The 15,557-nt window shown below is 45.1% G+C and carries 12 protein-coding genes; 8 read left to right on the top strand and 4 right to left on the bottom strand.

Translation table 11 applies throughout. The features are described from left to right. Positions 1–116 precede the first annotated feature (116 nt). From metN to F0228_RS08395, 3 genes are all read left to right on the top strand, one after another. Positions 117–1,151, top strand: coding sequence for a methionine ABC transporter ATP-binding protein MetN (gene metN / locus F0228_RS08405; protein ID WP_061032586.1), 1,035 nt, complete (start codon positions 117–119; stop codon positions 1,149–1,151). Continuing rightward, positions 1,141–1,824: a methionine ABC transporter permease gene (locus F0228_RS08400; RefSeq protein ID WP_008222912.1), complete on the top strand. Its 684-nt coding sequence runs from the start codon at positions 1,141–1,143 to the stop codon at positions 1,822–1,824. Before metN ends, F0228_RS08400 begins: the two co-directional genes overlap by 11 nt. A gap of 81 nt (positions 1,825–1,905) precedes the next feature. Next, positions 1,906–2,715: a MetQ/NlpA family lipoprotein gene (locus F0228_RS08395; RefSeq protein WP_061032585.1), complete on the top strand. Its 810-nt coding sequence runs from the start codon at positions 1,906–1,908 to the stop codon at positions 2,713–2,715. Between the two features lie 93 nt (positions 2,716–2,808). Here the strand turns inward: F0228_RS08395 and F0228_RS08390 are convergent, their stop codons facing one another. The 3 genes from F0228_RS08390 to syd all read right to left on the bottom strand — a co-directional run bounded on the left by F0228_RS08390 (position 2,809) and on the right by syd (position 5,690). Next, a complete protein-coding gene (locus tag F0228_RS08390) occupies positions 2,809–4,014 on the bottom strand; it encodes a carbohydrate porin (protein WP_171731053.1) in 1,206 nt (401 codons plus the stop codon). A 349-nt stretch (positions 4,015–4,363) separates the two neighbouring features. Continuing rightward, positions 4,364–5,140: a Zn-ribbon-containing protein gene (locus F0228_RS08385; RefSeq protein WP_061032583.1), complete on the bottom strand. Its 777-nt coding sequence runs from the start codon at positions 5,138–5,140 to the stop codon at positions 4,364–4,366. A gap of 4 nt (positions 5,141–5,144) precedes the next feature. Continuing rightward, entirely contained in the window at positions 5,145–5,690 is a 546-nt protein-coding gene (gene syd, locus F0228_RS08380; protein WP_004738534.1) for a SecY-interacting protein, read from the bottom strand. A gap of 143 nt (positions 5,691–5,833) precedes the next feature. Between syd and queF the strand changes: the two genes are divergently transcribed. The 5 genes from queF to xni all read left to right on the top strand — a co-directional run bounded on the left by queF (position 5,834) and on the right by xni (position 13,219). Then, entirely contained in the window at positions 5,834–6,679 is an 846-nt protein-coding gene (queF, locus tag F0228_RS08375; protein WP_171762108.1) for an NADPH-dependent 7-cyano-7-deazaguanine reductase QueF, read from the top strand. 54 nt (positions 6,680–6,733) lie between these two features. Continuing rightward, the gene (locus F0228_RS08370; protein ID WP_061032581.1) at positions 6,734–8,992 is read left to right on the top strand and encodes a hypothetical protein; all 2,259 of its coding nucleotides are present in this window, start codon (positions 6,734–6,736) and stop codon (positions 8,990–8,992) included. A 118-nt stretch (positions 8,993–9,110) separates the two neighbouring features. After that, complete coding sequence (locus F0228_RS08365) at positions 9,111–10,676, top strand: diguanylate cyclase (RefSeq protein WP_061032580.1); 1,566 nt, start codon at positions 9,111–9,113, stop codon at positions 10,674–10,676. 311 nt (positions 10,677–10,987) lie between these two features. Continuing rightward, positions 10,988–12,352, top strand: coding sequence for a nucleotide 5'-monophosphate nucleosidase PpnN (ppnN, locus tag F0228_RS08360; protein ID WP_008222901.1), 1,365 nt, complete (start codon positions 10,988–10,990; stop codon positions 12,350–12,352). Positions 12,353–12,445: 93 nt separating this feature from the next. Continuing rightward, positions 12,446–13,219, top strand: a complete 774-nt coding sequence (gene xni / locus F0228_RS08355) for a flap endonuclease Xni (protein ID WP_171762107.1) — start codon at positions 12,446–12,448, stop codon at positions 13,217–13,219. A 110-nt stretch (positions 13,220–13,329) separates the two neighbouring features. On the opposite strand, the gene F0228_RS08350 is transcribed toward xni, so the two are convergent. Then, positions 13,330–15,360: a TonB-dependent receptor gene (locus F0228_RS08350; RefSeq protein ID WP_061032577.1), complete on the bottom strand. Its 2,031-nt coding sequence runs from the start codon at positions 15,358–15,360 to the stop codon at positions 13,330–13,332. Positions 15,361–15,557: the final 197 nt, after the last annotated feature.

The following is a 15,557-nucleotide window of genomic DNA, read 5'->3' as shown; positions in this document are numbered from 1 at the left end:
TTAGCCGTCTAGACGTAAAAATATCTATTGACTTAGATCACGGAACACCATAGCATCATCTGTAAATCGAGCGAGCTATCGACATATTATTCTGTTCTACCTGCACGGGTTTCTCTATGATTAAAGTGAATCAAGTCAATAAGGTTTTTTATCAAGGCACTAAAGAAATCAATGCCTTAATTGATATCAACCTCCACATTCCTCAAGGTCAAATCTTTGGAGTCATAGGCTCTTCAGGGGCAGGCAAAAGTACCCTAATCCGCTGTGTAAATATGTTGGAAGCCCCGACTTCGGGTGAAGTGATTGTTGATGGTATCGACCTAACAAAACTCAGCAAATCAGAGCTTAGCGAAGCGCGCCGTAACATCGGCATGATTTTCCAGCACTTCAACCTGCTGTCTTCTCGTACTGTATTTAACAATGTAGCACTTCCTCTAGAGCTAGCCGGTAAAGATAAAGCGGTTATCGAAGCGAAAGTCAGTGAGCTACTTGAACTGGTTGGCCTTGCAGACAAGCGTGATACTTACCCTGCAAACCTAAGTGGTGGTCAAAAGCAACGTGTCGCGATTGCTCGTGCACTGGCATCAGACCCGAAAGTACTGCTGTGTGATGAAGCGACCAGCGCTCTGGATCCTGCAACCACTCAATCGATCCTTGAACTGTTGCGTGAAATCAACCGTAAGCTACACATTACTATCCTGCTTATTACGCATGAAATGGATGTGGTTAAGAGCATCTGTCACGAAGTAGCGATCATCGGTGGTGGTGAATTGGTAGAGAAAGGCACGGTTGGCGACATCTTTGCGCATCCTAAGACTGAACTAGCGCATCAATTTATTCGTTCAACCTTAGATCTAACGATCCCTGAAGATTACCAAGCACGCTTGCAAGAAACTCGAGTCGATGGCAGTTACCCTCTGGTACGCCTTGAGTTCACAGGTGCAACCGTTGATGCTCCACTAATGACGCAAATCGCTCGTAAATTTAATATCGATGTCAGCATTCTAAGCTCTGACCTTGATTACGCCGGTGGTGTGAAGTTCGGCATGATGGTGGCTGAACTGTTCGGCAACGAATCAGATGATAATGCTGCTATCCAATTCCTACGCGATAACAATGTAAAAGTAGAGGTGCTTGGTTATGTCCTTTAGTTTCAACGAGATTGCTGACTGGATCAGCCTTAACGGTAACCTTCTATTAGAAGCAACGGGCGAAACACTTTACATGGTAGCTGTCGCTGGCATCGTTGGCTTTGCTGTCGGTATTCCCCTAGGCGTGATTCTACACACCACCAAAAAAGGCGGCTTGCTAGAAAACACCAAGCTTAACCAAATTCTTGGCGCGGTAGTCAACGTCGGCCGTTCAGTGCCTTTCTTAGTATTGATGGTAGCGATTATCCCACTGACCAAGATGCTGATTGGCACCTTTATCGGTACAACAGCGGCGATTGTTCCACTAACCATTGGTGCAATCCCATTTGTTGCTCGTCTTATCGAAAGTGCACTGCTTGAAGTACCAACGGGCCTAGTTGAAGCAGCGCAATCAATGGGCGCGACACCAACACAAATCATTAGCAAAGTTCTGCTTCCTGAAGCACTACCGACTATTATCAACTCAGTAACCATCACACTCGTTACCCTAGTGAGCTACTCAGCAATGGCAGGTACGGTTGGCGGCGGCGGCCTAGGTGATGTGGCGATTCGTTACGGATTCCACCGTTACGATGTGACCATCATGGCTGTAACGGTAGTGATGTTGATTGTGCTTGTACAAATTATTCAATCAATCGGTGATTCATTAGTTCGCCGCGTTGACCACAGATAAAGACTCAGCGTTAAAACGCAAACTATCTAAGACAAGAGTCGTCTGAACCAAATTAAATAGATTTATTAAAAGGAGATTATTATGAAATTTAGCCTTAAAGGTTTACTAACTATCGCAGCGGCAGCTTCAGCGCTAGTTCTAGCAGGTTGTGGTGATAAAGAAGTTGATACGTCTAAAGTAAAAGTAGGCGTAATGGCAGGTGCTGAAGCTCAGGTTGCAGAAGTTGCAGCTAAAGTAGCGAAAGAGAAGTACGGCCTAGACGTTGAACTGGTTACTTTTACTGATTACGTAACACCAAACGCAGCACTAGATGACGGTTCTATCGACATCAACGCATTCCAACATGCACCATACCTAGATCAGCAAGTGGCTGACCGTGGTTACAAACTGACAATCGCTGGTAACACGTTTGTTTACCCAATTGCAGGTTACTCGAAAGAAGTGAAATCGGTAGACGAAATCCAAGATGGCGCGCGCATCGCTGTACCAAACGATCCGACAAACCTAGGTCGTTCTCTACTGCTTCTTGAGCAACAAGGTCTACTTGAGCTTCGTGAAGGTGCAGGTCTTCTTGCAACAGTTCGTGACATCGTTAAGAACCCGAAAAACCTAACGATTGTTGAGTTAGATGCAGCACAACTGCCACGTTCTCTTGATGACGTAGCGCTTTCTATCATCAACACAACTTACGCGAGCTCTATCAACCTGACTCCACAAAAAGATGGCGTATTCGTTGAAGACAAAGATTCTCCATACGTGAACCTAATTGTGTCTCGTGAAGAGAACCTAAACGCTGAAAACGTACAAAACTTCGTTAAAGCTTACCAAACTGAAGAAGTGTACAACGCGGCATCTGACATCTTCCAAGGTGGCGTAGTTAAAGGTTGGTAATCACCTAAACTGCAGCATCATATAGATACCCGAAGGGGCTGACATTATGTCAGCCCCTTTTTTATTGTTCGCATTTAATTCGAGAGGCTCAGCTTACCACCAAGCTTCTACTTGCATACCGACACTCATTTCACTGCTTTTACCTTCACCGAAAGCATTGTCGTTTTCTGCATCATTCAGGTATGTCGCAAAGATACGGAACTCAGGACGAGACCAGAAACCCACTTGCGGTACCCAAGCCTGAGCAACGGTAAACTTACCGCCCGCGCTGTCTTGGTTATCAATGGTCTCCACAAAGCCACCAATTTCAAGGATGGTACGCATGCGCTTGTCCCACTTATAAAGCGGGCGAATCACGGCACTGAACGACTCATCATCACTGTTGTTCGCACCCACACCGGATGATGCGGCATAACGCACCGTGTGACCAAATTCGATATTCTCACCGATTTCTAGTACGCCCCAGTTAATCAATCGAAAGCCATCCGCATCATTATTGTTGGCATCACGAACGATACCCTTACCAGACCCAAAGGTCGTCATCTGCTCAGCATAACCAGAATTAGCAACTTGAAGAATGGTCTTGTTGAAACCACCTACTAAATTCTGATTTAAGCTCGCCGTTAGCATCACACTATCATCCGCATCCACCGTTTGACCCTGCTTTTCATTGGCGAAGTTCATATCAATACCAACCTCAAGATCCGCATTGTTCCACAATGGAATACCTGCATAGCGTATATCAGCAATCATGGCTGTGGTTTCTTTGCCATCAAACACATCACCTGTCACCGTATCTTGAATCAATGCCACCGATAATTTACCTGGTCCCATATTGATATGTTCAACACCGGCACCAATACCACTTACATCCCAGTAGTAATTATCAACAATGTGTACATCATGGCGTTGGTAGTAGCGCTCACCCGCCCAAATACCAATGTCTTTATCTTCAAAAAGTCCTACCGCTTGAACATTAAGTTGAACCACATCAACGCTTTTATCCGCCGCGTTCTCATCTTGGCCTTGCCAGTACGACAACATGGAATCAACTAAAAATGAAACGTCGTCCTCAGCATACACCTCTTTCTTAAAGCCAAACTCACCATATAGGTCATTTTCGTTGCCGAGTCGGCCAACTTTACTCACCTCCCACTTGCTGTTTGAGCCGCCTTCATTACTAAGGCCAACGCCGCCCCGCATGTAGCCATTGAACTCCAATGGCGTGGTTTCATCAGCGTATAAATTAGGTGTCAGTAACGCAGTAGAGAGTGCAGCAGCAATAGGTAACAGTTTCATCGTCCATTCCTTTCAGATCTAGAATCAGGTTATTATTTATAAATGGGAACATTCCCATGGGATCGATCCCATTTATATTGAGAGGAATATAAATTGAAAGAGAACTGATCCATTACTGTGATCAAGTTAACTATTGAAATCAGAAAAAGTTGATAGGTGTAGGATTAGCCTGATGAATACTTCGGGATAAAAATGGAGGCATAAAGCACAAAATGGGTCTAGTTGAGAACAGATAAGAGAATAAAACAGAGAGTCAGGGAAAGAGAAAAATGGATAAATAAAACAGGTATCGAAGCATCTGATTGATACCTCGACACCTAAACTTGACGATTAAATAAGCTCAGCTGGATTATTTAAGTTGATCCCAAGAGATATTTGATACCAGACGGCAGTCATCACACTTGAAATAGAAAATATCGTGGATCGGCGCATCTAGCAGCCATTCACCGCCACATTGCGGGCATTTACGCTCTTTTTCATCTTTCAAACTCGTGCCGCCCACACGGTACAAGTAGTAGTAAGTGGGGATCTTAGTCAGATATTCGATGCGCCCTCTCAAACCCCAACCACGCTTAAACAATACGCTTTTGGTATCGCTGATTTCCGTCAAGGTTGCGTGTTCAGCTCGACAGCCACCACCCATTTGTACTTCATCACAGGCTTGCCATTCAGTCTGCCATTTCAGCACAGCTTTATGGTCGCCATTAAAGGTCGGTGGATTACGGTATAGTGGGATCGGCAACAAGCTATCACCACTGCGCAGCGGTGAGCAGGTATGCACAAAGGTGGTGTACAGCACTTGCCAACTTGGCGCTTCATCTTCAGCCACTTCTTCTGAGTTCAAATCTCGACCCAGTAAGCGCATTTTCGGAGTAAGCAGGCTCGCATTAGACAGACGATCTAAACACACTTTTACGAAATCTGAGTGGTTACGCGGGTGCAAGCTGTCTTGCTCTGGGCAGACAACACGAACATAAAATTCACCATCACCCATCACGATAGGAAACTCACGGCCGAGCACTTGTCCGTTATAACGCAGTGCATCCATTAAGCCATTCACCGCCTTGTCGACAGCGCTTACTGTTGTGTTATCAAAACACTCAAATTGAAGTTCTAATACGTACATCTATTTATACCGCTGGTTGTAGCTTTTCTAAAAACTCAGCCAATGTCTCAGCAAGTACATCACGATTTTTGGTGCCTAAGCGCTCTAAAATCACGTTGCCAGTTAAGTTACAGATAGAGATAACATCCAGCTCAGCATCAGTTGCTGCGATAAAAACCGTCGGTTTCAGCTTTAGGCGACGCTGCGTTACCAAGTGACCTAGAATGTTTTCTTGCAGGCATTCGAAGTCTTCATCACTCCAAATTTGCAGAAGGGTCAGCTCATTACCGTCAAATGTCGCATTCATATCTGCGCTGTATTGAGCACCGTAGAAGGTTTTGATGTCTTCATGCAGTGTTAGCTCAATGCCCGTTTCTACGTTAGTAAAATCAGCAAATTGCTCACGTGGATAGTGTTTCCATAACACGGCGTCACCGCTCTTTTCTTCTACGCATGGCGATACGATGTCCACCAACTCCTCATTGCGAGGTAAGCTTTGGTGTTGCTGTTGCCACGCGTCAACGTATCGTTGACTAAAAGAAACCAGTGCGTCTTGAGCACGTTGAGTCATGAAAATCTCCTAAACACATAATAATAAATAGAATCTGAGCCTCTCCTTGCCGAATAAGCTTATCTAATAAGCGATGACTTAATGACAGGGTAAAGGGGATTCAGTAAAATCGACCCCATTCTAATCGAATTTGAAACGAAAGTATGAGCAAATATTCTGACGCAAAAGAACTAGCGGGTTTAACGCTGGGCCAAAAAACTGAGTACTCTAACCAATACGATGCAAGTTTATTGCAACCAGTACCGCGTAGCCTGAATCGTGATGATCTCGCGCTAAACGGCGAATTGCCTTTTGTTGGTCATGATATTTGGACCATGTACGAACTTTCATGGCTGAACACAAATGGCCTACCACAAGTGGCGGTGGGTGAAGTTTTCATCCCAGCAACTAGCCCAAATTTAATTGAATCAAAATCTTTCAAGCTATATCTAAACAGCTACAACCAGACTCAATTCGAAAACTGGGAACAAGTGACTCAGCGCTTAACGCAAGACCTATCGGCATGTGCAGGCGAAACAGTGATCGTGAATGTTAATTCGGTCACTGACTACACCAACCAACCTATCGTAACGATGGAAGGTGAATGTATCGATAACCAAGATATTCAAATCACTAGCTACGACTTTGAAGCGTCTCTGCTTGAAGGTGCTGCTGGCGAACAAGAAGTCGAAGAAACACTGCACAGTCACCTATTGAAATCGAACTGTTTGATCACCAATCAGCCGGATTGGGGCAGCGTTGAGATCGCATATTCAGGCAAGCAAATTGACCGTGAAGCCCTGCTGCGCTATTTAGTTTCTTTCCGTGAGCATAACGAATTCCACGAACAATGTGTTGAGCGTATCTTCACTGATATCATGAAATACTGCGCGCCTTCGAAGCTAACTGTTTTTGCACGTTACACGCGTCGTGGTGGTCTGGATATCAACCCATACCGTTCAACAGAGCAAGATAGACCAAACCACAATAAGCGTATGGCTCGCCAATAATCGGCAAACCACACACTTTATTTGGCACCTACCTAATCTTTAAAGGACATTGAAATGCGTTGGTTATACGTTGTTAGCCTATTTATTTTAAGCTTGAGCACCTCGGTGAATGCGTCGGTCTATTCCTCAGCGCTACTCAACGAAGCCAATAACTTGGTTGAGATTGAACCAAGCCAAGCAAAACAAATGGCCAACAGCTACCTGACGCTTCGTGTCCTTTCTGATCAGCGCGAGAAAAGCCCTTCGGCGATTTCGCGCGAAGAGACAGACTCCTCGATCCGTACTCCTAACAGTAGTATCGATGCCTACAAGATTTTAGCGAAAGCAGAGTACAACCTTGGCAATATTCGTATTGCGATTAAGCACATCGAAAAAGCTTCTGAGCTCGCTAAAACCTATAAGCTCGACTATCTAAAGGTGGATCTTGAGATCTTAAAAGTTCGTTTAGTATGGCTCAATGATAAAAAATCCGACAAAGCCAATACTGCGCTAGAGAATATAGAAGCTAACCTTGAGTCAGTAAGTAAAACCTTGCGCTTAACCGAAGGCATCACCTACCGCTTAATCATGTTGAAAGCTGACATCGCGTCATATGACAACAAGGTAGATGAAGCGGAAAAGTTCTACCAAGAAGCCAAGAATTACCTCGATCAACGCTACTCCGAAAAAGTATCCATCGACTACCACATCGCAGTCGGTGAATTTTACCTGAACCACAAAGAGTACAATCACGCGCTGTCTGAATTGCTATATGGCTACTGGAAATCAGTGGAAGGCAACCTAAGTGCACGGTTAGCGAAAGTAAACCGCCTACTGGCCCAACTGTTCTTTGAGCGCCAAGTGTTAGATAAAGCACTAGAACATCTATCTCAAGCTGCTGATTTTTATGACAACTTTGAAAACTCCCCAGTATTAGCACAAGTGCTTAAGAAAATGGGTGATGTGTACTTCTACCAAGGCAAATACAACCTTGCCCTAGTGCATTTCTTCAACGTACTGGATCATGAAAGTACTGACCGAGATATCTACCAAGTCATCGATATTCGTTTAAGCTTATCAGCGACTTACCTACGCCTTTATAATTACCCTCTAGCAGAACAGTACCTCACACGTGCCCTTGAACTGCTAGAGTATACCGATATTCCAAAGCTGGAAGGACGTGCTGCGCTCCTATCCGCTGGGCTGGCTTACCACCTTCAAGAGAGTGAAGATGTGATCAAGCATGCGACACGCGCGCTTGAGATCTCACGCCAAGTCGAGAACTCACGCTTATCACAACGCTCATACTACTTGCTCTCTTTGGGTTACGAACAAGCAGGTCGCCCTCAACAGGCACTCGCTAATCTCAAACAGTACAACAGCCTAGTCTCTTTAGAGCAGCAAAAACTCAACCGTGTTGGCGAAGATGCATTCCGCCAACAGAAAGAGTTTGCCGAGCAGACCTTACACTACGCAGGACAAGCTCAAGAGCTAGAGAAATACAAACTTGAACATCGCAAGTTCCAGAAGATCGCGTTCGCACTATTCCTATTCAGCATTGTGTTGTTCTTCTTTGTGTTACGCCGAGGCTACATTATTCAAACCTTGGCCAAAGAGGTGGATTCACTGCGCACCGACCTCTTTACGCACTCGCGTTCGAAACTGCCGAACCTAAGAATGCTCAACGCCAAACTGTCGAACTCTTTAGAGCAAACCAGCCAAACCTTTGAACAATGGCAGATGGGTGAATTGATTCATGAGCCATTGAATGACCGTCTGCGCTTCGTGATGATTGATTTGCCTTTCCTACGCAATATGTACACACAGAACGGCTATAAAGCAGGTCTAGAGCTTGAAGATTCGTTCGGTGAGTTCCTCAAGTCGAAACTGGAAGGTCCATCTCGCGTCTACCACTTCTCGGATGCCAACCTGCTCTATATAGAACCGAATTCAGATCGTGATTCATCGCCTGAAGCCATGTTCAGAAAGGTTCAATCTTGGGTGAATGAATTCGAGACTGAACGCAATATCAATCGCACGGTTCGCATGGGCATCGCTGACTACCCATTCTTGCCACGCGCGTACACTGCGATTAACGATCAAGAGTTATTAGATGTGCTACTGATGTCGACAAATCTGGCGCGTGAGATAAGTCTCAAAGAGCGCAGCAGCCAATGGGTATACCTCAAAGCTATCGACAACGCACCGGCTGCGAGCCTTGCAACCGGTAACATAAGAGAAGCGTGTAAACATGCGATTAATCAAGGGTTAATAAAGATACAATCCTCGTATCAGAATGAGGACAACATCAAAAAAATGCTAAAAGATGACTGATTTGCGAGCGGTTAAGACTTGCAACTCGTGACCTTATTTTTAGTTTTGTTATTATCGATGTAACGGAATTTCATCAAAATGATCGAGATCGATCTACGCGGCGCTAATTAATACATCTATGGGCATTCTTGAAAAAGACATTCAGGCGCAACTCCACCAGCTGAAATTTCAGTTGGAACAAGTTCGTTTGACGCAAAGAGACACCTCGTTCAAATTTATTCGCGAACAGAAAGTTCTAAAGCGAATCGTCACATCTTTAAGTGACGCGTGCGTTGGCAGTAATAGCCATTTAGATGAAAACCTCATTGCCCTTAGGGAAGAGCTAGAAAAACAGAAAGACATTAGCTCGATGATCCCAAAGCTGGCAGTACTAGAAAGGATGCTGAAGCAGAAAACCTTGGCTATGGATAAACAGAACGGATATCTGGACGATAGCATTAAGCACAGTGGGGAAACGCTGCAACGCATAACCGGCCTTCCAGCACAGCTTAAACGCGACCTACGAAACTTACTTAGCTTCTCCGAATGCAATGGTAGTCAGAAAGTCGACCATGCAATAAAACTGCTCGGTATTTATGAGCGTGCCATAAAGATCATGGCGAATAACTCACGCTCTCAGTTCGCCGACACTGCACACAGCCCAGAACAAGAACTCCTTTCTGATCTATCAAACGAATTACAACATCTGATTACCGAACTCGATTTTGAGGGCGAATCAGGTGATGTGCTGACCGATATTCGCGCAAAGCTATTGCTTGGTGTTTCTACACAGAACCTGCTTGAGCTGACACTTCAGATCCTCAAGCTAGTGATTGAAGGCACCACACTAGAGCGTAAAAAATCTGAGCAGTTTATCGACCAACTCAACGCGTCACTCGCATCGAGCATAAAAACCGCAGACCAGAATACCGATCAAAGTCAGAGCTACTTTGAGCACCGTCAAGGCCTCAACTCTGAGCTCACTGAGCTGGTGAGCAAAAGCCAAAGCTCAGTTGAGAGAGCGAAGGATATTGATAGCTTAAAACAGTCGATCAATCCTCTACTCAGTGAAATCGCCTCTCTATCTGAAAGGTTGAATCACGCCGAGCAAAAAGAGCAAGCACTGATCGAACGAATGAGCTACGGAAAAACTCAGCTCGATTCCCTATATGAAGTGACTCAAGATTACCGTAAGCGTTTAGAAGATCAGGCTCAGCGTATGCTGCTTGACCCTCTAACAAAGGTGTACAACCGTACCGCGTTTACCGATCGTTTAGAGCTTGAGTACCGCCGTTGGATTCGCGCACAACACTCGCTACGTGTAGTACTGCTTGATATCGACAATTTCAAATCGATCAACGACAGCTTTGGTTACACTGCGGGCGATAAAGCCCTAAAGATCATCGCAAGAACCATCACCAAAGAAGCCAGCACTACCGATACCGTAGCGCGTTTTTCTGGTGAAGAATTTATCTTATTGCTACCAGAACAAACCGATGAATCTTGCCATCAGGTGATTCAAAACATTCAAACTCAGGTAAGCCGTTTACCATTTAAGTTCCGTGACCAACAAATCACCATCACCTTATGTGCAGCCAGCACTCAATTCAAAGAGTCAGATACGCCAGAAGAAGTGTTAGAGCGACTCAATAAAACATTAAATAAAGCAAAACATCGTGGAACCAACCAACTTGTTTGGAACTAAGCAGCCCTAGATTTAATTTATTTCATTTTTTCAAATACTTATCACATACCAATTTCCTAAATGTTTGCTAAGCTAATGATTAACATTCGCTTAACAAGCATTCTTGGCAAGCAATGCTGTATATAAGATTTCAAGCAACCGTATATTTGCTCTTAACCAATTTTTATATAATCCATTAAGCAACGCTGTCGTATCCGTTTCGTCTGGTTAACTCTCTCACCCTTAACCAAACACTTTCAACGTTTGCTTCTCACTCTCGAGCCAGAGGGTTACTTAACTGTCTCCCCTGCTCTTTTCAACAAGGAGGCACTATGATCACTCATATTAGCCCTGCCGGTAGCATGGATTTACTCTCTCAACTTGAGGTTGAGCGTCTTAAGAAAACCGCGTCTAGTGATCTGTACCAACTGTATCGTAACTGTACGTTAGCGGTACTCAACTCAGGTAGCCATACCGACAACTCCAAAGAGTTGCTCGACAAATATCTGTCGTTTGATGTCGAAGTCGTGCGCCGTGAGCGTGGTATCAAGCTCGAACTGAGCAACCCACCAGAACATGCCTTTGTCGATGGTGAAATCATCAAGGGAATACAAGAGCACCTATTCTCAGTGCTGCGTGACATTGTGTACGTCAACATGCACCTAGCCGACAACCAAAGGCTTAACCTGACCAATGCTACTCATATCACCAACCTAGTGTTTGGTATTTTAAGAAATGCAGGCGCGCTGACTCCGGGCATCGAACCGAACCTCATCGTGTGTTGGGGCGGTCACTCAATCAATGCCAGCGAATACCAATACACTCGTGAAGTGGGTAATGAACTTGGCCTGCGCGAGCTCAACATCTGTACCGGTTGTGGACCGGGCGCGATGGAAGGCCCAATGAAAGGAGCGGCGATTGGTCACGCGAAGCAACGCTACACTGATCATCGTTACCTAGGTCTTACTGAACCATCTATCATTGCGGCTGAGCCACCAAACCCTATCGTGAATGAGCTAGTGATCATGCCAGATATCGAGAAGCGTCTTGAGGCGTTTGTTCGTATGGCGCACGGCATCATCATTTTCCCTGGCGGCCCTGGTACTGCCGAAGAACTGTTGTACATCTTAGGTATTATGATGCACCCGAACAATGCCGATCAGCCAATGCCGATTGTATTAACGGGCTCGAAGGAGAGTGAAGCCTACTTCCGCTCAATTGATAAATTCATTGGCGAGACATTAGGTCCAGAAGCACAAAAACATTATGAGATCGTGATTGATGACCCGGCTCGCGCTGCGAAAATTATGAAGCAAGCTATGCCGGATGTCCGTTCTCACCGTAAAGAGACCGGCGATGCCTACAGCTATAACTGGTCACTGCATATTGAACCTGAGTTCCAACTGCCTTTCGATCCGACTCACGAATCGATGGCGGCACTCGACCTACACATGGATCAGAAAACAGAGAGCCTTGCGGCGAATCTGCGCAAAGCGTTCTCGGGCATTGTTGCGGGTAATGTCAAAGCTGAAGGTATTCTAGAGATAGAAAAACACGGCCCATTCATTATCGATGGTGACAAAGAGCTAATGACCAAAATGGACCAACTGCTTAACGACTTTGTTGAGCAACATCGAATGAAGCTACCGGGCGGGACCGACTACGTGCCTTGCTATAAAATCGCCTCACGTGATTAAGGCGTTTACGTTACCAACGTTTCAACTCACTAACTGATACGTTACTATAAGGGGCTAGCAGCCCCTTTTTTATTGCCTATTTAGTGGAAACTTATGCCTATCCATCTTGTTATTATCGATGCCTTGAATCTCATCCGACGCGTGCACTCGGCTCAGCCGGATCCAACCGATATAGCAAGAACCATCACCACGACAACTCGTACTCTAAATAAGATTACTTCAGAGTCTAAGCCGACTCATATCATCGCAGTGTTTGACCACCACTTGCAAGACCGAGGCTGGCGCGCGGAAGTGCTGCCTGCTTACAAGCAGAACCGAAAACCCATGCCAGAGCCACTCATGCAAGGCCTTGATGCAATCCAACAAGCTTGGTGGGAGTTAGGCATAGATTCGTTACTGTCCGATGGTGATGAAGCAGATGATTTAGTGGCAACGCTGGCTAAGAAAGTCGCAGACCATGGCGAAACCGTCACCATCATCTCTACAGATAAGGGCTACTGCCAACTGTTGTCGCCAACCCTGCAGATCCGCGATTATTTCCAACACCGCTGGTTAGATAAACCCTTTATCGAGGCGGAGTTTGGCGTAAAACCAGAGCAGCTTGCAGATTACTGGGGGTTAACCGGTGTTAGCTCTAGCCAAGTGCCAGGCATCCCAGGCGTGGGGCCAAAAGCAGCCAAAGAGATCTTAACCACTTATCCTGATATTGAAACGGCCTTTCAAGCGGAAGATTTACCCAAAAAATATCGTAAGAAGTTTGATGAACACATTGAGTCCGCTCGAGTGTGTAAGCAAGTCTCAGCTCTCAAAACAGACATTGATTTAGGTTTTAACCTGCAAGATATTCGTTACGAAGCAAGCGCTTAGCTCTATATAGAAACCCTTTGTTATACGAAGTTCCAGATACAGAAAAGCCTTAGTCGATACTAAGGCTTTTTGTTATTTTGGCTGCCGCCTAACTGAACTTAATCGGATGATTAGAAGTTATAAGCGATAGAAGCTTTGAAGTTACGACCGGCTTCGTAGCTAGTGTACTTATCTGAGCCCCAAGAGATACCAAAGCCAGTATGCTCTGCGTATTTCTTATCAAGAATGTTATCGACACCGATGTTCATCTCTAGGTCTTTCGCAAACGTAGGTGTGTAAGCCGCCCAGATATTATGCGTAGCAAAACCAGCACGCTTCACTTGCTCACCATCTTCATCCGTGTAGTCATTACCCGGAACGAAGCGAGAGTCCCAACCAAACACAAACTCACTGTTTAGGCTGTAATTAAAGCCCGCTTTGAAGTTGTGAATGCCTGTTTTGCTCATGTGGCTTGTTTTGCCATTCTCTAGATCTTTCTGGTCACCATCCGAGTAAGAGTGGTTAGCGTATACGCTTAGAGAGTCTAGTGCGTAGCTCAGTACCGTTTCTACACCCCACACTTCAACATCGTACTGGTTAGCCAGTGTTGTGTTGTTCTTAGTTGGGTGCATTTGATTATCTAGGTTGTAGGTGTAAGCCGTGAAACCTAGGATAGCGTAGTCTGCTGCCAGTAGACGTGTCAGCTCGTAATCAAAACCAGCCTCATAGTTATTACCCGTCATCGCCTTAGTATCAGACTGCTTAACATCTGCAGCTGCTTTCATTGTCAGAGTCTCTGGCAATGACGCGCCTTTAAATAGACGACCGTAACCTACACGAAGTTTTAGATTATCCGTAGTTTGGTATTCACCTTTAAATTTAGGAGACAACTGGTCGAAGTCGCCATCGTAAACACCACCAAGCTTATGAACGTCGTAACGCAAACCTGTTGTTAAACGGAAGTCGCTAAACTCGTACATGTCTTGTAGGTAAAGGCCATATGCCGTTACGGTACCGCCATCCATGCCGTACTTCTTGGTTTCACCTTGCTTAGAACCGCTTTGGTAAACACCGTCGCCCGCGTCAATCCACTGCTCAGCTTTATAGCCATCAAGACCATAAGTCAGCTCATGCTCACCAACCCATGAGATATTGCGAATGTCACCACCAATGGTCGTCACGTTGTATTCACGATCAGGGATAGCAATTGTGCCATCTTTAATCCATTTTCCGTTCGCGTCTTTATCCCAAGCCGTATCCACAAGCGCATCGCGCTCCATATACTGACGGTTGTAATAAATGTTGGTTTTCAGGTGTACTAAGTCACTACCTGCATCGTATTCATGTTGCAGAGTCACAGTATCACGGTTAAGCGAGTGGTAGTTGTGTTCATCATCCGCATACAGAGCACCGGCCTTCTCACCAGAAAGCTGACGTTTACCGCCATCGTTGTATCGGTTAAAAGTCAGTTTAAATTCGTTAGCGTCATTCGGGATGAATACCACTTTCGCGATGCCAGACTTCAGTTCGCCTTGCTTAGACGTCACTGCTTCCTGATCTGGGATATGTAGGTCACCATCTTCAGAGTAGTTTGCAATCCCCATGAATTGCAGCTTGTCGTTTACTTTTGCATACACAGCAACGTTGGTTGCGAAACGTTCGTAAGCCGTTTGGTAGCTCGTTTTAACTCGAGCACCAATGCTTTCGCCTGGTTTAAGAAGGTCGCTTGGATCTTTTGTCTCGTAGCTAAATGAGCCGTTAATCGCACCAGAGCCAGACAGTGCAGAGTTACCGCCTAATTCAATTTCAGCACGCTTAAGCATCGCTGGGTCAATAGCCTGATCACCAGAGTGGTGGAACAGCTGACCTTCTTGACGTGCACCATCAATAGTCACCACGGCAAACTTGTCTTCCATACCACGTACATACACTTTGCGAGAGTAACGTGCGTTTCCGTCTACCGTTACGCTTGGCATAGTATTCAGTACATCTTTAATGTCTGATGCTTGTTTCTTTTCAAGTGTGTCAGAGTTGATTTCAGTCTGAACAAGTTGATCAAGAGCTGAGCCAATTACCACTACCGTTTCTTGTTCGTCGGCAGCAAGGGCTGTAAATGAAGTTAAGGCAACCGTAACGGCTACTGAAAGTGCTTTAAGTTTCATATTGTGTTTTTTATATTTTATAGATTCAAGTCAGGGGACGTGAATATTACACAAATTGAATGATAATTCTTATCATTTACATTCTTTACTTACGTTCACTTACTTTTAATAAAATAGAATTTGTTAAGATGCCCTCGCTGTAAAACTTACTTCGTTTTGCTGCTGAATCTTTGAATAAATCCTGCTTCGTATCACCC

This window comes from Vibrio sp. 99K-1 (genome assembly GCF_013114585.1).
Lineage (GTDB): Bacteria > Pseudomonadota > Gammaproteobacteria > Enterobacterales > Vibrionaceae > Vibrio > Vibrio chagasii_B.
Note: the sequence above shows the minus strand (reverse complement) of the source record. Positions and strands in the feature narration are given on the sequence as shown.

What these genes read in the sequence shown, in the direction of transcription:
- F0228_RS08390 (WP_171731053.1), bottom strand. Translation starts at nt 4,014, where the DNA reads ATGAAACTGTTACCTATTGCTGCTGCACTCTCTACTGCGTTACTGACA.
- queF (WP_171762108.1), top strand. Translation starts at nt 5,834, where the DNA reads ATGAGCAAATATTCTGACGCAAAAGAACTAGCGGGTTTAACGCTGGGC.
- syd (WP_004738534.1), bottom strand. Translation starts at nt 5,690, where the DNA reads ATGACTCAACGTGCTCAAGACGCACTGGTTTCTTTTAGTCAACGATAC.
- F0228_RS08370 (WP_061032581.1), top strand. Translation starts at nt 6,734, where the DNA reads ATGCGTTGGTTATACGTTGTTAGCCTATTTATTTTAAGCTTGAGCACC.
- metN (WP_061032586.1), top strand. Translation starts at nt 117, where the DNA reads ATGATTAAAGTGAATCAAGTCAATAAGGTTTTTTATCAAGGCACTAAA.
- xni (WP_171762107.1), top strand. Translation starts at nt 12,446, where the DNA reads ATGCCTATCCATCTTGTTATTATCGATGCCTTGAATCTCATCCGACGC.
- ppnN (WP_008222901.1), top strand. Translation starts at nt 10,988, where the DNA reads ATGATCACTCATATTAGCCCTGCCGGTAGCATGGATTTACTCTCTCAA.
- F0228_RS08400 (WP_008222912.1), top strand. Translation starts at nt 1,141, where the DNA reads ATGTCCTTTAGTTTCAACGAGATTGCTGACTGGATCAGCCTTAACGGT.
- F0228_RS08350 (WP_061032577.1), bottom strand. Translation starts at nt 15,360, where the DNA reads ATGAAACTTAAAGCACTTTCAGTAGCCGTTACGGTTGCCTTAACTTCA.
- F0228_RS08385 (WP_061032583.1), bottom strand. Translation starts at nt 5,140, where the DNA reads ATGTACGTATTAGAACTTCAATTTGAGTGTTTTGATAACACAACAGTA.
- F0228_RS08365 (WP_061032580.1), top strand. Translation starts at nt 9,111, where the DNA reads ATGGGCATTCTTGAAAAAGACATTCAGGCGCAACTCCACCAGCTGAAA.
- F0228_RS08395 (WP_061032585.1), top strand. Translation starts at nt 1,906, where the DNA reads ATGAAATTTAGCCTTAAAGGTTTACTAACTATCGCAGCGGCAGCTTCA.